Origin of the sequence: Arthrobacter sp. KNU-44 (assembly GCF_051843155.1) — a bacterium.
GTDB lineage: Bacteria > Actinomycetota > Actinomycetes > Actinomycetales > Micrococcaceae > Arthrobacter.
The window spans coordinates 825,628-846,446 of the sequence record NZ_JBPXNG010000002.1; the positions used below are offsets into that span (position 1 = coordinate 825,628).

At 63.2% G+C, this 20,819-nt stretch carries 19 protein-coding genes and 1 tRNA gene; 5 read left to right on the top strand and 15 right to left on the bottom strand.

Annotated features, from left to right (window positions below; all coding sequences use genetic code 11):
* Positions 1-27: 27 nt before the first annotated feature.
* Entirely contained in the window at positions 28-933 is a 906-nt protein-coding gene (gene mca / locus ACSVHC_RS04575; RefSeq protein ID WP_437772889.1) for a mycothiol conjugate amidase Mca, read from the bottom strand.
* A 129-nt stretch (positions 934-1,062) separates the two neighbouring features.
* On the opposite strand from mca, the gene ACSVHC_RS04580 reads away from it, so the two are divergent.
* Positions 1,063-1,521, top strand: coding sequence for a DUF4307 domain-containing protein (locus tag ACSVHC_RS04580; RefSeq protein ID WP_437772888.1), 459 nt, complete (start codon positions 1,063-1,065; stop codon positions 1,519-1,521).
* A 153-nt stretch (positions 1,522-1,674) separates the two neighbouring features.
* Positions 1,675-2,169: a transcription elongation factor GreA gene (gene greA / locus ACSVHC_RS04585; protein WP_437772887.1), complete on the top strand. Its 495-nt coding sequence runs from the start codon at positions 1,675-1,677 to the stop codon at positions 2,167-2,169.
* A gap of 209 nt (positions 2,170-2,378) precedes the next feature.
* Here the strand turns inward: greA and ACSVHC_RS04590 are convergent, their stop codons facing one another.
* From ACSVHC_RS04590 to ACSVHC_RS04605, 4 genes are read right to left on the bottom strand one after another with little or no spacing between them, the layout of a single operon-like run.
* Positions 2,379-3,002 (bottom strand): rhomboid family intramembrane serine protease, encoded by a 624-nt coding sequence (locus ACSVHC_RS04590; protein WP_437772886.1) that lies wholly within the window; start codon positions 3,000-3,002, stop codon positions 2,379-2,381.
* A gap of 13 nt (positions 3,003-3,015) precedes the next feature.
* Entirely contained in the window at positions 3,016-4,254 is a 1,239-nt protein-coding gene (gene ilvA / locus ACSVHC_RS04595; RefSeq protein ID WP_437772885.1) for a threonine ammonia-lyase, read from the bottom strand.
* 3 nt (positions 4,255-4,257) lie between these two features.
* Positions 4,258-5,583 carry an AI-2E family transporter gene (locus ACSVHC_RS04600; protein ID WP_437772884.1) on the bottom strand — a complete coding sequence of 442 codons (1,326 nt, stop codon included), beginning with the start codon at positions 5,581-5,583 and terminating at the stop codon, positions 4,258-4,260.
* Between the two features lie 41 nt (positions 5,584-5,624).
* Positions 5,625-6,575 carry an aldose 1-epimerase family protein gene (locus ACSVHC_RS04605; protein WP_437772883.1) on the bottom strand — a complete coding sequence of 317 codons (951 nt, stop codon included), beginning with the start codon at positions 6,573-6,575 and terminating at the stop codon, positions 5,625-5,627.
* A 102-nt stretch (positions 6,576-6,677) separates the two neighbouring features.
* Here ACSVHC_RS04605 and galT point away from each other — a divergent pair, with 102 nt between their 5' ends.
* Genes galT through ACSVHC_RS04620 form a run of 3 tightly spaced genes read left to right on the top strand, consistent with a single transcriptional unit; the run spans position 6,678 to position 10,269 of the window.
* A complete protein-coding gene (gene galT / locus ACSVHC_RS04610; RefSeq protein WP_437772882.1) occupies positions 6,678-7,811 on the top strand; it encodes a galactose-1-phosphate uridylyltransferase in 1,134 nt (377 codons plus the stop codon).
* Positions 7,808-8,977: a galactokinase gene (galK, locus tag ACSVHC_RS04615; RefSeq protein WP_437772881.1), complete on the top strand. Its 1,170-nt coding sequence runs from the start codon at positions 7,808-7,810 to the stop codon at positions 8,975-8,977. The genes galT and galK overlap by 4 nt, the downstream gene beginning before the upstream one ends.
* A gap of 53 nt (positions 8,978-9,030) precedes the next feature.
* Positions 9,031-10,269 carry an acetyl-CoA C-acetyltransferase gene (locus ACSVHC_RS04620; protein ID WP_437772880.1) on the top strand — a complete coding sequence of 413 codons (1,239 nt, stop codon included), beginning with the start codon at positions 9,031-9,033 and terminating at the stop codon, positions 10,267-10,269.
* A 74-nt stretch (positions 10,270-10,343) separates the two neighbouring features.
* On the opposite strand, the gene ACSVHC_RS04625 is transcribed toward ACSVHC_RS04620, so the two are convergent.
* From ACSVHC_RS04625 to ACSVHC_RS04670, 10 genes are all read right to left on the bottom strand, one after another.
* Complete coding sequence (locus ACSVHC_RS04625) at positions 10,344-11,291, bottom strand: Bax inhibitor-1/YccA family protein (RefSeq protein WP_437772879.1); 948 nt, start codon at positions 11,289-11,291, stop codon at positions 10,344-10,346.
* A gap of 132 nt (positions 11,292-11,423) precedes the next feature.
* Positions 11,424-12,137, bottom strand: coding sequence for an ABC transporter ATP-binding protein (locus tag ACSVHC_RS04630; RefSeq protein WP_439180620.1), 714 nt, complete (start codon positions 12,135-12,137; stop codon positions 11,424-11,426).
* Positions 12,124-13,011, bottom strand: a complete 888-nt coding sequence (locus ACSVHC_RS04635; RefSeq protein WP_437772877.1) for an ABC transporter ATP-binding protein — start codon at positions 13,009-13,011, stop codon at positions 12,124-12,126. The genes ACSVHC_RS04630 and ACSVHC_RS04635 overlap by 14 nt, the downstream gene beginning before the upstream one ends.
* On the bottom strand, positions 13,004-14,206 hold the full coding sequence (locus tag ACSVHC_RS04640) for a branched-chain amino acid ABC transporter permease (RefSeq protein ID WP_234751306.1): 1,203 nt from the start codon (positions 14,204-14,206) through the stop codon (positions 13,004-13,006). Before ACSVHC_RS04640 ends, ACSVHC_RS04635 begins: the two co-directional genes overlap by 8 nt.
* Complete coding sequence (locus ACSVHC_RS04645) at positions 14,203-15,222, bottom strand: branched-chain amino acid ABC transporter permease (RefSeq protein WP_234751305.1); 1,020 nt, start codon at positions 15,220-15,222, stop codon at positions 14,203-14,205. The genes ACSVHC_RS04640 and ACSVHC_RS04645 overlap by 4 nt, the downstream gene beginning before the upstream one ends.
* Before the next feature lie 78 nt (positions 15,223-15,300).
* Entirely contained in the window at positions 15,301-16,503 is a 1,203-nt protein-coding gene (locus ACSVHC_RS04650) for a branched-chain amino acid ABC transporter substrate-binding protein (protein ID WP_439180621.1), read from the bottom strand.
* A 269-nt stretch (positions 16,504-16,772) separates the two neighbouring features.
* Positions 16,773-16,846, bottom strand: a tRNA-Leu gene (locus ACSVHC_RS04655).
* A 42-nt stretch (positions 16,847-16,888) separates the two neighbouring features.
* A complete protein-coding gene (locus tag ACSVHC_RS04660; protein ID WP_437772875.1) occupies positions 16,889-17,809 on the bottom strand; it encodes an N-acetyltransferase in 921 nt (306 codons plus the stop codon).
* A gap of 90 nt (positions 17,810-17,899) precedes the next feature.
* The gene (locus ACSVHC_RS04665) at positions 17,900-19,345 is read right to left on the bottom strand and encodes an NAD(P)/FAD-dependent oxidoreductase (RefSeq protein WP_437772874.1); all 1,446 of its coding nucleotides are present in this window, start codon (positions 19,343-19,345) and stop codon (positions 17,900-17,902) included.
* Positions 19,346-19,416: 71 nt separating this feature from the next.
* Positions 19,417-20,814 carry a S8 family serine peptidase gene (locus tag ACSVHC_RS04670; protein WP_437772873.1) on the bottom strand — a complete coding sequence of 466 codons (1,398 nt, stop codon included), beginning with the start codon at positions 20,812-20,814 and terminating at the stop codon, positions 19,417-19,419.
* Positions 20,815-20,819 lie beyond the last annotated feature (5 nt).

Consider the following 20,819-nt stretch of genomic DNA (forward strand, 5'->3'; position numbering starts at 1 on the left):
TACGCTTGATAGAAATCGCCGGCGATCCTATCTTAGCCCTGCGAACAGGTCCTTTTCCGGCAGTTCAGCCGGGATACGGGAGTCGACCAGCGTGTAGTCCTCCCACGGCCAGGCCCTGCGCTGCATCTCCGGGGATACCGCGAAGAAGAATCCAAGGGGATCAATCTGGGTCCGATGCGCCCTGAGTGCGTCGTCACGGGCCTCGAAGTAGTCACCGCAATCCACTTGCGTAGTGGTCTGGTGCATCGGCCTCGGCGGAGTATGGCCTTCCGCATCGGCTTCGAGCCAGGAAGCCAGGCGTTCGGCATAAGGCGATTGCAGGCCCGCCTCTTCGAGTGCGAAATGCAAGGCGCGGAAACGGTCGGGGCTGAAGGCGCGATCGTAGTACAGCTTGCTGGGCGCCCAGCTTTCGCCTGTCCCGGGGTAGCGCTCAGGGTCACCGGCAGCGTGGAAAGCTTCGACGGCGACCTTGTGGGCCATGATGTGGTCCGGATGCGGATAGCCGCCGTTTTCGTCGTAGCTCACGATGACGTGCGGCTTGAAGTCGCGGACCAAGCGGACCAGCGGTGCCGCCGCCCGCTCAAGGGGCTGAAGCGCAAAGCAGCCGGCGGGCAACGGTGGCAACGGATCGCCGTCGGGCAGTCCAGAATCCACAAAACCCAACCAACGCTGCTTGATTCCCAGGACCGCGGCAGCTTGCTTCATTTCCAAGCGGCGGGCGCCTGCCATGTCCCGCTTCGGGTGCGGAGCGGACTCCATGGCCGGGTTCTGGATGTCCCCGCGGGAACCGTCAGTGCACGTAGCCACCATGACCTCCACGCCGGAAGCCGCATACATCGCCATAGTTGCCGCGCCTTTGCTTGACTCGTCGTCCGGGTGTGCGTGGACGGTGAGCAGCCGAAGCTGCGTGTCGGGGCTGGTGGATGTGCTCATCCGGTACGGTTCCTCTTTCCAGGTAATGCTGTTCTGGGCTTGCTGATGGCTTTCAACTGATCAGGTATTTCTAACGCGTGCGACTCCGCTGTGTGCGGGCAGGCGCCAGAAGCCCACTAAACTAGGTGGGTGACTTCGGAAGACCCATCGGGCACGGCGCTGCCGGCAACTACCAGCCTAGCCAATCGCTACGGCAGCCAAAAGCGCGCCTTCGGAGGGAAAACCAAACGGAACATCGTCATCGCCGCCCTCCTCGTGGCCATCGGGCTCTTGTTCTGGGTCACCACGTCTTCCTCGCAGTCGTCTGTGTCGTTCAAGGACATCGGCTACAGCGCCACGGACGCGACCCAGCTGTCGGTCGATTTCCAGGTCACCAAGAATCCCGATGCCACGGCAAAATGCGCGGTCAAGGCCATGGACTCCAAGTTCGCGGTGGTCGGCTGGAAAGTCGTCGAGATCGGGCCGAACGCCCCCAAAGCAGGGGCCGACGGCGGCCAGACAACCGCCCAAAGGACCATCCTTCGCACCGAGTCCGAGGCCGTGTCCGCCGTCGTGGACAACTGCTGGATTGTAAACGGCAGCAAATAGCAAAGGTGTGACCCGCGACTCAGTGAGCTTGGGTTTGTCCACAGGATTGACTACACTGGATCAATACCTTAACCCCGCTGAGTTGGTTGCTGAGTTCCACGAGTGGCCTGCACCGGCGGGGTCTTTGCTTGTCAGATCCATAAGGAGAAGTCCGTGTCGACCACCAACAGCGCGCCTGCAGCTTGGCTTACCCAGGACGCATTTGACCGCCTGAAGGCAGAGCTGGACCACCTTTCCGGCCCCGGCCGTGCGGAGATCGTACAGAAGATCGAAGCCGCCCGCCAGGAAGGCGACCTCAAGGAAAACGGCGGTTACCACGCCGCGAAGGAAGAGCAGGGCAAGATCGAAGCCCGCATCCGCCAGCTGACCGCGCTCCTGCGCGACGCCCAGGTGGGCGAAGCTCCGGCCGACGACGGAATCGTCGAGCAGGGCATGGTCGTGGTTGCCCGCATCGCCGGTGACGAAGAGACCTTCCTGCTCGGATCCCGTGAAATCGCCGGCGATTCCGATCTCAACGTCTTCAGTGAGAAGTCCCCGCTCGGAGTGGCGATCATGGGCCACAAGGAAGGCGACAAAATCAGCTACGTCGCCCCCAACGGCAAGGAAATTCCGGTGGAGATTGTTTCCGCCAAGCCGTTCGCCGGCTGATAGTCCCCACCGCCACCCTCGCCTCGCAAGCTCGGCCAGGGAACCCTGGCGGCGTGGGCCCACGCGGTGTTGTCGTTTCGCCGGCCCACCCCTTCGCGGGGCGGGCCGGCGTTTTGCTTTGTTCCCCCAACTGACTCGCATTTGTTGTCGTTTTGGGCGCCCAAAACGACAACAACTGCGAGCTAGTTGGGCTGGGCCACGGTGCGGCGTCAGTTGGGCTGGGCCACGGTGCGGGGACGCGGGCGCAGCAGCACTGCAGCCACCACTCCCCCGACGGCCCCGCCAAGATGCGCTTGCCAGGAAACGAAACCCATCACGGTGGGCAGCACGCCGAACAAGATGCTGCCATACGCCAGGAAGAGCACCACGGACAGCAGGATTTGCCACCAGCTGCGGTTGAAGAACCCGCGCACCAACAGGAAAGCGAACAGTCCGAAGACCAGGCCCGAAGCGCCCACTGTCACGCCTCCCCCGCCGATGAGCCACACCGTAAGGCCTGAGCCTAGCCAGCTAAACGCGAGAGCCGTCAGGAACACCCGGAGACCGGACAGGAACACCAGGAATCCGAAGATGACCAACGGCAGCGCATTGGACAGAAGGTGGCCGAAATTGGCATGGAGCAAGGGGAACGTCAGGATGTCGAAAACCCCGTCCGCGCTCCGCGGCCGCAGCCCGAAGATGGCGTTGAGGCTGTGAAACATCAAGGTGTTGACCAGTTCGATCACAGCCAACAGCACAACGAAGCCACCCATGAACAGCAATCCGCCCCTGGCACGGATGGCCAGTGAATCCTTCGCCGGTACCCGCCTGTCCCTGTTGTCGTAAAGCGCCATGGCCAGCAGCCCGTCAGTGGACCACGATCGGGTGGAAGCCCTCGGCGCGAAGGGCTGCGAGGACCTGCTCACTGTGCTCGTGGCCTTTGGTTTCCAGGTTGACGGTGATGGAGACGTCGCCCATGCTGATCGCGCCGCCCACGCGGGTGTGGTCCAAGCCGGTCACATTGGCATCGTTTTCGGCGATGATGCGGGCGATGGTGGCCAAGGAACCCGGCCGGTCGTCGAGCATCATGCGCACGGTCATGTAGCGTCCGGCCGCTGAGAGGCCGCGCTGGATCACCTTGAGCATCAGCATGGGGTCGATGTTGCCGCCGGACAGGATGACGGCGGTGGTCCCCGGGTTTTCGATCTTGCCGTCCATGAGGGCGGCGACGCCGACAGCACCGGCCGGCTCGACCACCATCTTGGCGCGCTCCAGCAGGAAGATGAGCGCACGGGCCAAGGAGTCTTCGCTCACGGTCACGACGTCGTCTACGAGTTCGCGGATGATGCTGAACGGCAGCTGGCCAGGGCGACCGACGGCGATGCCGTCCGCCATGGTCGAAACCTTCTTGAGCGGCACCAAGGCATCAGCGGCGAGCGACGGCGGGTAGGCAGCCGCATTCTCAGCCTGCACGCCGATGATCCGGATCTCGCGTCCCAGCTCTTTTGCCCTCGCTTTGACGGCCACTGCGACGCCGGCGAGCAGGCCGCCGCCGCCAACTCCCATGAGGATGGTGTCGACGTTGGGGACCTGATCCAGTATTTCGAGCCCGACGGTTCCTTGGCCCGCCACGACGTCGACGTTGTCGAAGGGGTGGACGAAGACGGCGCCTGTTTCATCCGCGTAACGCTGCGCCTCGGCCAGGGCCTCATCGACGTTATGTCCGTGCAGGACAACTTCAGCGCCGTGGCTGCGGGTAGCAGCAAGCTTCGGAAGCGCTACACCGAGCGGCATGTAGATGCGTGCCTTGATCCCCAGGCTTTTCGCCGCCACTGCAACGCCTTGTGCGTGGTTGCCTGCCGAAGCCGCGACCACGCCGCGCTTCTTTTCCTCGGGAGACAGGCGCGCCATGCGCACGTACGCACCACGGACCTTGAAGGAACCTGCCCGCTGGAGGTTCTCGCACTTGAAGAAGACCTCTCCGCCTACCATGGCTCCCAGGGCCCGTGAGGACTCGATAGGGGTCTTGGTAATAATGCCCTCGAGCAGCTCCCGCGCCTTAAGGACATCGTCCAGGGTGACGGGCAGGGTATCGAGGGTATTCACGGGTTAGTCTCCTTTGTTGGTGTGCTCTGCGGCATCCTTGGGGAATGTCCGTTCCGCAGCCGCGTGCTGACCTGCGGCGCCTTCGCCGCTGTTGGACCGTGCGCCCGCGTCGGCGCCGGGACGGTGGATTTCCTTGATGGTGGGTTCCTCATCGGAGTCCGGTGGTGCAATCCCTGCGCCGGCGTACGCCGTCATCAGTCCTTCATCATGTTCCCACGTCCGCGCGGCAATATAGCGAACCGCCGTATTTGCTACGGCGAGGAGCGGAACGGCGAAGAGCGCTCCCGGAATTCCGGCCAGGTAGGAACCGGCTGCGACGGACAAGATCACTGCGACAGGGTGCAACGATACTGCCTTGCCCATGATGAGCGGCTGGAGGATATGGCTTTCGAGCTGTTGCACGAACAGCACGATGGCCAACATGATGAGCGCGTTAACGGGACCATTGGCCACCAAAGCCAGGAGCACGGCGATGGCTCCCGTCACGAGGGCACCGACCACCGGGATAAATGAACCAATGAACACAAGGACACCCAGCGGCAGGGCGAGCGGAACCTGGATAATCGCTGCGCCGACGCCGATCCCCACAGCGTCCACGAACGCCACAAACATCTGGATGCGCACGTAGCTGACCATGGACGACCAACCGCGCCGGCCGGCGCCGTCGGCGGCGGCGCGTGCAGTCCTGGGCAGGAGCCCGACGATGAACCGCCAGATCCTCGATCCCTCCAGAAGGAAGAAGATCAGGATGAAGAGGGCCAGGACCATGCCCGCCGCAAAATGCCCGGCCGTGCTGCCGAACGACAGGGCGCCGCTGAGGATGCTGCTGCTGTTGTTCTGCAGGGCCGAGGTGGCGCTCTGGATGTAGGTGTCGATCTGGTCTGCGGTCAGATGCAGCGGCCCGTCGGCCAGCCACGCCTGGATTTGCTGGATGCCCGTAAGCGCTTCCTGCCAAAGCTCGCCGAATCCCACTGCGAGCTGCCGGCCGACCAACGCCAGTGCTCCCGCAAGGATCCCGAGGAACCCCACCACCGTGATAGCGACGGCCGCTCCACGCGGGATCTTGAACTTTCTGAGCCACCGCGTGACCGGGTAGAGCAAGCCGGCAAGAAGGGAGGCGACCATGAGCGGGATGATCAGGAAGCTAACCTTCCCCAACAGCCAAATAAGGGCTCCAACTACCACCAAGATGAGGCCCACCCGCCAGGCCCAGGCGGCAGCGATCCGCACTCCATACGGGATGTCCTGCGCAATGTGATGCTCTGACACCGGCCTGGGCGCGGCCGAAACGGGGTCACTTGATGGCGTGGCGTCCTGTGCTGGCGTCATTCCCCCATAATTCCGCAGGGAGTGCCGGATGGGAAACCCATCTAGAGCGTGCCCAAAATTCCCCACCTCATGGTGAAGGTCCCGCCTGGTTCAAGCCACCGGAGCCCCTCCCCCGAGTTGAAGGCGTTGGCGGGACCGGTCATGGGCTCGATCGCAACGGCTTTCGAGCGGCCAGGAAAGGTATCCGTGACGAAGACATGGACGTAGGCGCAGTTTTCGTCCTGCTCCAAGGAGACGCTCCGACCATCCGGCGCCGACAGCGTTTGGCGGGCGATGCCGCCGTCGAACTCCAGATCCGTGAATGCCACATCGACATCCAGGCCGCCCACGCTCCGGCCGCCGCCAAAATCAAAATCGCCCTCGACAGGCACCGAACTACGCGGGATCAGCCGCTCGTCGGCCACGAGCCGTGTGCCGGCGTGGACAGTCAGGACCATCTCTTCCGGCGGAACGTCCCCGACGCGCAAATACGGGTGTGCCCCGAGTACGAAGGGCGCGGGTGCCGCCGAATCATTGATGAAACTCTGGGAGACCCGCAGTGCGAGCCCGGGGTCGATCTCGTAGCGGACCCGGTGCCGGGCAAGGAAGGGGTAGCCATGCTGCGGGAAGATCACGGCTTCGAGGGTCACGGAGAATTCGTCCTCTGCCACGAGGGCGTAGGAGGAGTTGCGCAGGAGCCCGTGGCTCGCGTTGTTGCGGGACACCTCCGTGATGTCCAGTTGCTGCTTCTTTCCGTCGAGGTACCAGATCCCGTCTTCGATTCGGTTGGCCCACGGAGCCAGGGTAATTCCGGTAGCGCCAGGCGGTAGTTGCCCGTCCCCGTAGCTCTCGGTGAGTTGGACGCCGTCGCGGCTGAACAACCGCAAGCCCGCGGCGAGCTCAGTCACGACGGCGAGCGCGTCACCGCGGCGGATCTCGAATTGGCGTCCGCTGGCGAAGCGGCGGGATACGGTCTCTTCGCCCGGCGCGGAAATCGGTGTAGTGGGAGGCATGGCACCACCGTACTGCATGCCGCGCCTTGCTTGACCCCACCCTTAATGTTCTTTTTTGTTAGATATTTTGCCTTTTTGAGCACTCTGTGGCACCATGAATCCATGACTCGCCTTACCAGCACACGCCTCGCCGATGGCCGGGAGCTGATCTATTTCGACGACGCCGGCTCGCCGGAGCGCGATCCCGGCTCGCTGACGGATCACCGTGAGCTGCCGCCGCGAGCTGATCCGGGCGAGCTTCGCTACGACGCGCTGAGCGGCGAATGGGTCGCCGTCGCGGCACATCGCCAAAGCCGCACCCATCTTCCGCCCGCGGACCAATGTCCGATCTGCCCCACCACTCCCGCGAACCCTTCGGAAATTCCCGCGCCGGACTACGACGTCGTGGTTTTCGAGAACCGCTTCCCCTCACTGGGCCCGGCGGTCGGCACGATTCCAGGCACCCCTGCATGGGGAACGGCAGGCCCCGCCTACGGCCGATGCGAAGTTGTCTCGTTCACCCCCAGCCACACCGGATCCTTTGCCGAGCTTGGCGAAACCAGGGCCCGCACTGTTATTGAGGCCTGGGCGCACAGGACCGAGGCACTCAGCGCGCTCCCTGGAATCCAGCAGGTTTTTCCGTTCGAAAACCGGGGCGCGGACATCGGGGTAACGCTCCACCACCCACACGGACAGATCTATGCCTACCCCTACGTCACGCCGCGGGCGGCAAGCCTTGGCGCCGCTGCCAGCCGGCACTTCGACAACTCCAAGGGCCGGGAATCGCTGACGTCCTCGATCCTCAAGGCCGAACGGCGGGACGGGAGCCGCATGGTGCTCGAAGGCGAGCACTTCAGCGCTTACGTGCCGTTCGCCGCCCGCTGGCCGCTGGAGGTGCACCTCGTCCCGCATCGGCAAGTTCCAGACCTCGCCGCCTTGAGCGGCGAAGAACGCGACGAATTGGCCCACGTCTACCTTGAGTTGCTCAAGCGCATGGATGCCCTGTATCCGACTCCCACGCCGTACATTTCCGCATGGCACCAGGCACCCCTCGATGCTGCCTTGAGACCGTCGGGCCACCTGCACCTGCAACTCACCTCCCCACGCCGTGCCGCCGACAAGCTCAAGTACCTTGCCGGTTCCGAGGCCGCCATGGGAGCCTTCATCAACGACACCACGCCCGAATCCGTGGCAGAACGGCTGCGCGCCGTCGCCAGCGATTCGCAGCGCGCCATCCCGGAAGGGGCCCCAGCATGACCTCCACTCCCGACGCCCCGGCCGTGAGTGCCCTGTCCGGGCTTTTCGAGTCGACTTTCGGTTCAGCCCCCGACGGCGTGTGGCAAGCACCGGGACGAGTGAACCTCATCGGCGAACACACCGATTACAACGAGGGTTTCGTGTTGCCTTTCGCCATCGACAAGACCGCGAAGGTTGCAGTCCGGATCCGCCATGATTCACGAGTCCGGCTGCTGTCCACTTTCGGCGGGCAAGGCCTGGTCGAAGCCGACGTCGACATGTTGGTCCCGGAAGCAGCCAAGGGCTGGACGAAGTATCCGCTCGGCGTGGCCTGGGCCTTGCAACAGCGCGGCATCCTTGTCCCGGGCTTCGACCTCCTCATGGATTCGGATGTCCCCCTTGGCGCGGGACTGTCCTCGTCGCACGCCATCGAATGCGCCGTCATCTCGGCCCTCAACGAGCTGACCGGCGCGGGACTGGGCGCCGAAGACATGGTCCTCGCAACGCAGAGGGCCGAAAACGACTTCGTGGGCGCGCCCACCGGAATCATGGACCAGTCGGCGTCGCTTCGCGGGTCAAAGGGCCATGCGGTCTTCCTGGACTGCCGCGACCAGAGCGTCCAACTGGTCCCCTTCGACGCTGAGGAAGCCGGGCTCGTGCTGCTGGTCATCGATACCAAGGTCTCCCATTCGCATGCGGACGGCGGCTACGCCTCCCGTCGGGCCTCCTGCGAGCTCGGGGCCCAAGTCCTGGGCGTCCCGGCGCTCCGCGACGTCGGCATCGGCGACCTGGAGGAAGCCAGTGGCCTCCTGGACAGCACCACCTTCCGGCGGGTGCGGCACATCGTCACGGAGAACGACCGCGTGCTGCAGACCGTGGAACGCCTCACCACGGAGGGCCCCGCCCACATCGGCAGGCTCCTGGATGCGAGCCATGCGTCCATGCGCGATGACTTCGAGATCTCGTGCCCGGAGCTGGACCTGGCGGTGGAAACCTCCCGCGCCCACGGCGCTATCGGTGCCCGGATGACCGGAGGCGGTTTCGGCGGCTCAGCCATCGCCCTCACCCCGGTGGGCCACGAGCAGGAGGTGCGCGACGCCGTCGTACGCGCGTTCGCGGCGGCAGGTTTCACGACCCCGGACATCTTCACCGTGACTCCGGCCGCCGGGGCCACACGCCTCGCCTGACGTCGGTGCATCCGCCGCCTTTCGGCGAGCGGGCCCCGGCGTAAGCTGGGGGCATGACTGAGGCTGTCATCGTTTCCACTGCCAGAAGCCCGATTGGACGGGCCTTCAAAGGGTCCCTCAAGGACGAACGTCCTGACGACCTCGCAGCGGCGATGGTGGCTGCCGCGCTCGCGAAGATTCCGGCCTTTGATCCAGGAGCACTGGACGGCCGCGGCCTCGATGACCTCTACCTTGGCTGCGCCGAGCCGAGCGGCGAGGCGGGTTCGAACATGGCCCGGGTGGTGACCGTCCTGGCCGGCCTGGACACGGTCCCCGCGGCCACGATCAACCGCTTCTGCGCCTCGAGCCTGCAGACCCTCCGGATGGCCTTCCATGCGATCAGCTCCGGGGAAGGCCATGCCTTCGTCTCAGCGGGGGTAGAAACGGTGTCCCGTTACCAGAACTGGGTCGGTGCCGGGGAAACGGACACCAGCCTTCATAACCCCCTGTTTGAAGCCGCGCGCGCCCGCACGGCCGCCCGGGCCGCGTCCAACACGCCGTGGACGGATCCCCGCATGGGTGGACGGATGCCGGACGTCTACATCGCGATGGGACAGACCGCTGAGAATGTCGCCACGAGCCACGGAATAAGCCGGGCGGAGCAGGATCTGTGGGCGGTCCAGAGCCAGAACCGCGCTGAGGCGGCCATTGCCTCGGGCTTCTATGCCCGGGAGATCACGCCGTACACCCGCAGGGACGGCACCGTCGTCGAGCGCGACGATTCACCCCGCGCCGGCGTCACCCTTGAAGCGGTCAGCGCCTTGGAACCGGTCTTCCGCAAGGAAGGGACCGTAACTGCTGGCAACGCATGCCCGCTCAACGATGGCGCCGCCGCTGTGGTGGTCATGAGCGATGTCAGGGCCCGGGAGCTTGGCCTCGAACCGCTGGCACGCATCGTCTCGACCGGCGTCAGTGCCCTTTCCCCGGAGCTCATGGGCATGGGACCCGTGGAATCGTCCCGCCGGGCGCTGGCCTTGGCGGGGCTGAGCATGGCAGACATTGACCTCGTGGAGCTCAACGAAGCCTTCGCTGTCCAGGTGGTGGCGAGCGCCCGCGAACTGGGCATCGATCCGGAGAAGCTCAACGTCCATGGCGGCGCCATCGCCCTTGGCCATCCCTTTGGCATGACAGGCGCCCGCATGACCACCACCTTGCTCAATGGCCTCCGCGAACGGGATGGCACCTTGGGACTGGCGACGCTGTGCGTCGGTGGCGGGCAAGGCATGGCGGTGGTCTTCGAGCGGCTGTCGTAAGCCGCTTCGGAAAGACACGTAGTGCCCCTGAAGACGGATCTTCAGGGGCACCACGCTCAACAAGTCCCGGGAGGTTAGTCGTCGCCGCGCAGGATCGCCAGCAGGCGGATGATCTCCACGTAGAGCCACACGAGCGTGACGGTCAGGCCGAAAGCGGCTGTCCAGGAGTATTTCTCGGGAGCGCCCTGCCGGACACCCTGTTCGATGCTCGTGAAGTCCATGACCAGGGAGAACGCGGCCAGGCCGATCGCCAGGACGCCGATGAAAACGCCCAGCGGGATGCCGAAGATGTGCACGCTGCTGCTCAGGCCGAACGGCGACTGGACGGCGCCGGTCCACACCAGGACCATGTTGATGACTGCGAAGACGAGGTAGCCGAGCGTCGCGATCATGAAGAAGCGAATTGCCTTGGGGGTGGCGCGCACCTTGCCGCTCTTGAAGAGAGCCAACGTGACGCCGAACACCGCGAGGGTACCAATGACTGCCTGCAGGCCGACTCCCGGGAACATGCCATCCAGGAGGCGGGTCAGGCCACCGAGGAACAAGCCCTCAAGTCCGGCGTAGCTCAGGATCAGCGCCGGGGACGGCTGCTTCTTGAAGGAGTTGACCATGCCCAGGGCGAAGCCGCCCAGCGCTCCGACAATCATGAGGAGACTTGCCGTGCCGGGAGCCACGAACAATGTGACGGCTGCCCCAAGCAACAGCACCGCAAGGCAGGCCGCAGTCTTGACGATGACGTCGTCGAAAGTCATACGGCCGGTCTCGGCCGGACCGGCTGCGGGCTGGTTGTACATCTGCTGCAGCTGATCGCTGGTCATCTGCGGCTGTGCCGTCCAGGCGGGCTGGCCGTACTGGTTCTGGCCGTATTGGTTCTGGCCGTACTGGTTCTGGCCGTACTGGTTCTGGCCGTACTGGTTCTGGCCATAGTGGTTCTGGCCGTGGGAATAGCTGGGAACAGGCGGAGCCTGTGTGGCTCCACGGAAATTCTTTCCGTTGAAGATCGGGTTGCCGCCGAGTGCCATGGTGGGTGTCCTTCTTGCCGTGGGTGCGAAGTGATAGTTCACGCTACCAATTCCCACGCTTGGTCCGCACCGAAAGTTCCACCAGGGCTGATGCCGGCACCCTCCTTGTTGTGAGGGTGCCGGCACATGCGGTTATCCGACGCCGAGGTACGCTTCCTTGACCGCCGGGTTGGCGAGCAGCTCCTTGCCGGTTCCCCTGTGCGTAATTGACCCGGTTTCCAGGACAAAAGCACGGTTTGCGCGGGCGAGGGCCTGGTTGGCGTTTTGCTCCACCAGAAGCACCGTGGTGCCTTGCTTGTTGATCTCCGTGACAATCTTGAAGATCTGGCGGATGAACTGCGGAGCAAGCCCCATGGAAGGTTCATCCAGCAGCAAGAGCTTCGGGTTGGACATCAGCGCCCGGCCAATCGCGAGCATCTGTTGTTCGCCACCGCTCATGGTGCCGCCAAACTGCTTGATGCGCTCCTTCAACCGGGGAAACAGGTCGAAGACGCGCTCCAAATCGTCTGACACCTTGGTCCGGTCCTTGCGGCCGTAGGAGCCCATGTCAAGGTTCTCCTCCACCGTCATGCCAGGGAAGATTCCGCGTCCCTCAGGCGCCTGCGAAATACCTTGGACGACCCGGATGTGCGCTTTCATCCTGGTGATGTCCCGGCCTTCGAAGGTGATGGAGCCGGCCGAGGGAGTCAGCAATCCGGAGATGGTCCTCATGGTGGTGGTTTTGCCGGCACCGTTGGCACCGATGAGCGAAACGATTTCGCCCTCCTCCACGCTGAATGACATGTCCGAAATGGCTTGGATCCGGCCGTAGTGGACGGAAACGTTCTTCAGCTCAAGCAAGGTCATCTTCAGGCTCCCCGAGATAGGCGGAAATAACTTTCGGGTCGTCGCGGATAATCTTGGGCAAATCATCCGCGATCTTTTTCCCGAACTCGAGGACCACGATCCGGTCGGTCACGCCCATGACCAACTTCATGTCGTGCTCAATGAGCAGGACGGTGTAGCCGTCGTCACGGATGGTCCGGATCAGGGCCATGAGTTCTTCTTTTTCCGCGGGATTGAACCCGGCCGCAGGCTCATCCAGGCACAGGACCTTAGGGTCGGTGGCCAGCGCCCGCGCGATTTCCAGGCGGCGCTGGTATCCGTAAGGAAGGTGCCGCGACAAGAAATGGGCATGATCAGCGATGCCCACGAACTCAAGCAATGCCATGCCGCGTTCAATGGCGGTTTTCTCTTCCCGGACATGGGTCGGCAGACGAAGGAGTGCCCCGCCGACACTCGTGCGGTGGCGTGCATCGAGACCGACAACCACGTTTTCCAAAGCTGTCATCTCACCAAAAAGGCGGATGTTCTGGAAGGTCCTGGCCAAGCCCCGCCTGGTGATCCGGTGCTGCGGCAGTCCGTTGAGCAATTGGCCTTCGAGCAAGACCTTTCCGGACGTCGGCTTGTATACGCCTGTCATGGCGTTGAAACAGGTGGTTTTGCCGGCACCGTTGGGACCGATCAGGCCGAGGATCTCGCCTCGGTTGATATCGAAAGTGACATTGTCCAAGGCCGTCAGGCCACCGAACTTGATCGTCAGGTTTTGAACCTGGACCAAGGCTTCGCCCACCTTGGTGACAATGTCCCTTTCAGGCGCTACCTTCCCGGCGACCTCAAGGTCCACACCTTGTTCCTTGAGTGCTTCCACATCAATATCCGGTTCAATTGCTTCACTCATTGTCAGCCCCCTTTCCCGGTTCCAAAACGACTTTGCCTGAAGGAGGGATGTCGCCTACGGCGCCCTTGAGCTTGTTGTAAGCCAAGCGTCCGTACGCGAGGAGGCTCTGGCGTGCCGGCAGAAGTCCCCCGGGGCGGAAAATCATGATGACCACCAGCGCCGCACCAAAGATCAGGTACTTGAACTCGGCAATCGCGGTAAAGCGGAGCGGAATATATGCCACCAACGCACCACCAAGAATCGCACCGACCTTGTTTCCCGTGCCGCCCATGACAACAGCAGCGACGAACAGGATTGAGGTGGCGATGTCGAACTTCTGGTTGTTCACAAAACCCACCTGGCCGGCGAACAAAGCACCCGAGAGTCCGCCCACGGAAGCACCAATCGCGAAGGCCCACACCTTGTACTTGAACGTGGGGACGCCCATGATTTCCGCGGCATCTTCATCTTCACGGATGGCAATCCACGCGCGTCCCACGCGGCTGCGCTCCAGGTTTCCGGCGGCCAAGAGCACCAAAATGATGATGGTCAGCGTCAACCAGTACCACGGAGTTCCGCTCGAGTTCAGGAAGATTGGTTGGCCGCTTGAATCCGTTCCCGGAGGGTGTCCGACATTCTGGAAACCAACCTGGCCTTTCATCGCCGGAATGATGGTGGCCAAAATGCGCACGATCTCGCCGAAGCCGAGCGTGACGATAGCCAGGTAGTCGCCGCGGAGGCGAAGAGTAGGCACACCCAGGACCACGCCAAAGAACATGGCAACCGCCATCGCCAGGGGCAGCGTCCACAAATAGGGAATGTGCACATACGGCGAATCCGGGCTGGTAAACATTGCTGCCGTGTAGGAACCCAGGGCAAAGAATGCCACGTAGCCCAAGTCAAGGAGGCCCGCATAGCCGACCACCACATTCAAGCCCACAGCCACCAAGGCATAGACGGACATTTGCGCGAGTGCAATTTGCCAATTGTTGCCCGGTTCCGTCGTGATCAGCGGCGGATTGAGGATGGGAAGCAAGTACGCAATGACCACCACGACGATCAGGATCAGCCATTGGGTTTGGCGCGGGAGAGCGTTCCATTTGTCGCTCAGTCCCGGGAACCAGCCTTTGCGCTGCCGCATCTTGGCTTCGCGGTCGGCGATCTCCTGTGCTGAAGCATCATCGGGAATAAGCGTGGGGCCGTCTGTCGTGCTCATGCCTTACTCTTTCCAAGCGAGCTACCCAAGACACCTTCGGGTCGCACAATCAATACCAACACCAAGACCACGAACGCGACAACGTCCGTCCATTGGGAACTACCCAGGAGCACCTGGCCGTAGTTGCCAATCAAACCGATCAGCAGGCCGCCCAGCAAAGCACCGCGCACATTGCCGATGCCTCCGAGGACAGCGGCCGCGAAGGCTTTGACGCCGAGGATGAATCCGCCGTTGTATTGCACGCCGGACGGGATTTTCATGACGTAGAACAAGGCAGCTGCTCCGGCCAGGATCCCGCCGATGATAAAGGTGGTCACGATGATCTTTTCCTTGTTGACACCCATCAAGGTTGCGGTGTCCGGGTCCTGCGCCACGGCACGGATGCCTCGTCCGGTACGGGACCGCCTAATGAACTGATCAGTGGCGATCATGAGGATAATCGCAGCGACGACAATAACCACCTGCTGCGAATCGACGATTGTCCCGAAGACGTCGAAAATTGCGAGCGGCCGGAACATCGTCAGCGCAGCCTCCGGGCTCGGTCCGCGCCACCAGTAGATCGTGTACTGAATGGCGAAGGAAACACCGATGGCGGTAATCAAGAATGCCAGGCGGGGCGCCTTGCGCTGCCGCAAAGGTTTATAAGCCACGCGTTCCACGATCACTGCCATCAACGCTGAGGCGATAATTGCGACGACGAGGGCGAGGACAAGGTTTCCCACGATGGCCCAAAAACCCAGCCTCGGAGCTGAGGGGCCGAAATTAAGGGCGCTGAGGGTAAAGAACACTCCATAACAACCCGTGATGAACACTTCAGAGTGGGCAAAGTTAATGAGGTTGAGAACGCCGTAGACGAGGGTGTAGCCGAGGGCAACCAATGCGTAAATTGCCCCGAAGGTCAACCCGTCAAAGGTTGAGCTCCAGAAGTTTTGGGTAAACGAGTTTACGTCGAACGTGATCCACGTGTCGTCCACGGGAACCGAGTGGAGCAGGTTGGGAATTACTTCACTGATCATGGCACTTCCTGATGTAATCAAAAGAAATGCTGGGGGTCGGCATGGATGCTAACCCCCAGCATTCATCTGGGCTCGGTGTTATTTTCCGATGACGCCGATGGGAACGATCTTGCCGTTCTCAACTTTGTAGCCGTAAACATCAGGCGTTGCCAGTTCGCCGGTTGCATCCCACTTGTAGTGCTTCGACAGGCCGTCTGCATCGTAGGACTTGACCCAGGAAAGAAGGTCCGCGCGGGACTGCTTGCCCTTGTCGATACCGGAGAGCAGGACCGTGGCTGCGTCGTAACCTTCAATGGAGTAGGTTCCGGGCTCAGCGTTGGCAAGCTTCTTGTACTCGGACTCGAAGCTCGGGATCAACTCGCCGGGGATGCACGGGCAGGTGAAGTACGAGTTCGACGACGCGTCGCCGGCCTGCTTGATGAACTGGTCATCCTTCACGCCATCCGGACCCACGAAGGAGCCTGTGAATCCCTTTCCAACCAGCTGCTGGTCGAAGGGAGCGCCTTCTGCGTAGTATCCGGCGTAGTAGACGGTGTCTGCCTTGGCGTTCATGATCTTGGAAATCACGGCCGAGAAGTCCTTCTGGCCTGTGACAACCTTGTCGGAGCCCACCATCGCGGAGCCAAGGGCCGCGGACGTTGTGGTTCCCAAACCGATGCCGTAGTCAGAATCGTCCTGGACGAGGTAGACCTTCTTTGCCTGCAGCTTGTCCGTGAGGAACTTCGCCGCAGCCGGACCCTGGACGGCGTCATTGCCGAGGGCACGGAAGAAGGTGGTCCAGCCGTTCTTCGTCAGGCTCGGGTTGGTTGCGGAGGGCGTGATGTGCACCAAACCCTTCTGCTCGAAGATGTTGCCGGTGGCTTTGGATTCTCCCGAGAACGGCAGACCCACCACGCCGACGATGTCCGGCTCGGACACAATCTGCGTCACGGGGCCCGTGGCCTTGTTCGGGTCGCCTTCAGTATCGAATTTCTTGAACTGGACCTGGCAGCCGGGGTTCGCGGTGTTGTGCTGGTTGATGGCCAGCTGGATGCCGTTGAAGATGTTGATACCCAGCTGGGCGTTGGGTCCTGTCTCTGCACCGGCATAGGCAAGGGTAGTGGTTGACGGGCATTTTGCTTTGCCATCGCCTGCTGGCAAAACAGCTCCGGCAGGAACGTCGACTTTGGAAATCGCAGGGATGTTGATCCTGCCGCCGCCACCCGAGGTCTCGGTGCCGCTAGGGGCAGTCTGATTCGCACAGCCCGCCACGAGCATGCCAAGGGTGGCTGGCCGCTGCAATCGCCGAAATGACTTTCTTCCTGTACATAAATAGCCTCCGCGGTGCGTCTGATTCGTGGTCATTCGCCCGAAGTCACTTTCACTTCGAACATGTTCCATGAGAGTACTACCAAATATGTGTCGTGGAACACATATATGCAGGTCAGGATCTAATAACGGTGGATCACTGCCACGCCCGGACGGCCCTTCGCATGAACACGGGGTTAATTTCCCGTCACGGCACAGCCTGGCGCAACACGGGGGGCGGCACGGTTCGCATTTCGCGTGCGTGCCCCAGGTGGGACTCGAACCCACAACACGCGGATTTTAAGTCCGCTGCCTCTGCCAATTGGGCTACTGGGGCGCCCGGATAATGGTAACCCAGCGCACTCCCCTCCTTTGCCTCCTAGAGTCCTTGGAATGGCGCGGCATAACGAAAGGTTCCGCTGACGCCGTCGGGCCATGCTTTGAGGGGCAACAGCTGGAAATGGTCCCCCCACCCGGCGTCGGGGGCCATCACGCCCAGCGTGCGGGCGGGTAGAAATCCGAAGCGCGGATAGTACCCGGTGCTGCCCAGCAGCGCGATGCCCGGTTCGCCCGCATCGTCGGCCCGTCGGACGGTTTCCCGCAAGAGCGCAGATCCGATGCCCCGACGCTGCAGGTGTGGCTGGACGCTGATCGGGCCCAGCCCCAAAAGCCGGAGCTCCCCGATCCAGCCGCGGGTACTGATGACGTGGCCTACGATCTCACCGGCAATCTCGGCCACGATGCTGAACTGCGGCAAGTACTCATCGCAGTCGAAGAGTTCACGCAGCAGCGTCACTTCGGCCGGGACTCCTTCGACGGGCAGCCCGGTGACCGGGCTGGTGGAAAAGGCGGCAGCAGTGAGCGCAAGCACGGACTCGCGATCCACCTCCCTCTCCGATCGCAGCACCACACCCTGGCCCAGCAGTCCAAGCACTTCCATGGCGTGCCCGCGTTCGGCAGATGGAACCAACAGGTGGTCGTGATGGAATCCGGCCAGGACGTTGCAGCTGATACCGGCTGCAGTGAGGGCCGCGCTGACCGCCGCGGTGAGCCCCACAGCTTCCAACGCGGAGTGGATCTGAAGGGTGATCCACGCCGCCACGAAATCGTAGGCCAGTCCCAAGCGCCCGGCCTCCTCCCGCCGCACCACCACGGTAAGGCCCTCCGCCTCGCGGACAGCGGCTTCGATATGGCCCTCAAGCGGTTTGCCGTGCGGCCACAACGCGTACACGTAGTCACCGTCTCGAAGCACGGGGTGCATGGATCTCAGGAGAGTCGTCAGATCGCTTTCGCCAGCCATGCTGCAAGTCTAGGACCCGCTATTAAACGACGACGGCGGCCGCCTCCCGCGTGGGAGACGGCCGCCGTCGTCGGTACTACTTGGGGTTCGCTACTTGGCGTCAGCCGTGACCGGAGCCTTGGCTTCAGCAGGCTCGGCAGCCGGCGCGGGTGCGGCGGCCGGCTTGGGAGCCGGGGTGGCAGCGGCCACGAAGGCTCCGCGCGGGTTGTCGAGGTCCAGCAGCTGCGTGGTGTCGCGGCCCATGGTCATGCCCAGGAGCCAGTTGAAGATCACGCGGACCTTGCGCTCACCGGTGGGGATGGCCAGGCCGTGGTAGCCGCGGTGGGCCAGCCAGGCGAGTCCGCCCTTGAGTCCGATACGGCCCAGGATGTTGATGTTGGCAACGCCCTTCCATTCGCCGAAGCCGGCAACCGCACCGAGGTTCTTGTGCTTGTAGTCGCCCATGGGCTTGTCCCAACGGGAGGCCCACAGGTTCTTGGCAAGGCGCTTGGCCTGGCGCAGGGCGTGCTGGGCGTTCGGGACACAGGTGCCGTCCGGCAAGCCGCTGCCCGTGAGATCGGGAACGGCAGCGATATCGCCGGCTGCCCAGGCGTTGTCGATGATGCCTTCGTCGCCCGCAATGCGCAGGTCCGGGAGGACACGGACACGCCCGCGCGGCTCGAGCGGGAAGTCGGTGGAACGGATCATCGGGTTGGCCTGCACGCCTGCGGTCCACACGAGGGTGTCGGCTTCGAACTCCTGGGCAGGGGTCTTGTCCGGCAGGTTGATGAGCTTGAGGCTGCCCTCTGCGTTGTCGAGGGACGTGTTGAGCAGGACCTCGATGCCGCGGCTGCGCAGGTGTTCAACAACCCACTCGGCCTGGGCTGCGGTGACCTCGGGCATGATGCGGCCCATGGCTTCGACGAGAACGAAGCGGACCTCTTCCTGGCGGACGCGCGAGTTGTTCTTGACCGCAGCGCGGGCGAGGTCTTCCATCTCGGTGATGCACTCAATACCGGCGAAACCGCCACCGACGACCACGAAGGTCAGGGCCTTGGCGCGCTCGGCAGCGTCCGTCATGGTGGAAGCGAGCTCGATGCGCTCAAGGACCTTGTTTCGCAGGGCGACTGCTTCTTCGATGGTCTTCAGGCCAATGCCTTCGTCAGCAAGGCCCTTGATGGGGAAGGTCCGGGTAATGGCACCGGCGGCAACCACTACGTCGAAGTAGGGGATCTCGAAAGGCTCTCCACCGTCGGCCGGAGCAACAACGGCGGTGCGGTTCTGGTGGTCGATGCTGGTGACGCGGCCCTGGATGAGTTCCGTCTGCTTGAGGTGCTGGCGGTGCGAGATGACGGCGTGGCGTGCCTCGATGTTGCCGCCGGCAACCTCGGGGAGGAAGGGCTGGTAGGTCATGTAGGGAAGCGGATCGACGACGGTGACGATGCCGCCGGCGTTCGCGATCTTCTTCTGCAGCTTGAGTGCTACGTACAGGCCGACGTATCCGCCGCCGACAACGAGAACACGGGGACGGTCAATGAGCTCAGGGGTGGTTGCCATAAGAATAGAGTACAGCACCTTGTGAAAATCTTCACTAACTATTTCGCGGAGCTACACCCTACCGCCGGGGGCTATTTCGGGCCGCTCGGATCCACGACGTCCACCGCGCCGGTCGCGGACTCGTCGGGCAGTTCCGGTGTGGTCCGGTAGGCGCGCCTCAATTGGACGGAGGCGCCCGCAACGATCGCCACGAAAAGCGAACCGAAGCCGATGACCACAGCGGCCGGAACCGCCGTGTCGGCCTGCGAGGGCGCCTTCGCCGCAGGAACTGTGGGATCCGCCAAGGTGGCCGCAGGTATGCCCGGCTTCGATGTTGACGGAGGTGTGGGGCTGCTGAGGTCGCCGCGCCGATGCACCCGGATCCAGTCCGCAATCGATCCCACCGGATTGCTCGCTACCTCGGGTACATCGGCTTTCAGGGCCGCCTCGGCGTTGAGGATGCCGTACCCGTAGATGGGGTCCTTGCCGGGCGCCCCTGCATCCTCGGCCGTCGACACAATTCTGTTGATGACCTGCTTGGCGCTCATATCCGGCCATTTCGAGCGAATAAGAGCCGCGACTCCGGAGACAATCGGCGCGGAGCCGGACGTGCCGGCCCAGTCTTCATAGCTACCCCCAGGCAGTCCGCCCACCAGTTTTTCCGCGGGCGCCGAGACGCCGATGCTGATTCCCTGCGAAGAGGCGTCGACGCTGGCCGTGCGGTTCCGGTCGAGTCCCGCCACGGTCAGTACACCCGGAATCGTGGCCGGCGCGCCGACCTGGACGTTTCCACCGATCCGGTTGCCCGCCGCGGCCACAATGACCACGTCCTTCTGTTCGGCATAGAGGAACGCCGCGTCCCAGCTCTGGGGCCAATCGGGCGATGTGCTGCCGAGGGAAATATTGATGACCTTGGCGCCGTTGTCCACTGCCCATCGGACAGCTTCGGGAATCTGTTCCTGGTCCGTCTTCCCCGCGGGATTCGGCGAACCGAGCCAAGCGGAAACGGACAGGATCTGGGCCTCGGGCGCGACGCCGACGATTCCGTCCGGGCCGACACTGGAACCGGACGAAGGAGACGACGCCGGCGACGGAGACGAGGGAGCGGTCGATGGACTGGCCGAAGCGTGTCCACGCCCTGCGAGGAGCGTGGCGACGAGGGTCCCGTGCTCGGGTTTGGCGCCGATGCTCTTCTGGCCGTTCGGATCTCCCGCACCCGAAGCGTCGGTTCCGCCGACCACCGCGCCCTTGAGGTCGGGGTGTTGCCCGTCCACTCCGCTGTCGATGATGGCCACCTTCACCCCGGCGCCCTTCGATACCTGCCAGGCGGCGGAGATGCCGTACTCGTTGAGCCAGTATTCTTTGTCCCGCCAAGAGTCGGCGAACGCCGAAGGGGCAGTGAATAGCGCACCTGCAAGGCTTCCCCCGGCCAGCATCGCGGCCAGCGCGGCCGATGATGTCCGGCGGCGCCAACTGTGTGGCAACGTCATCAGCG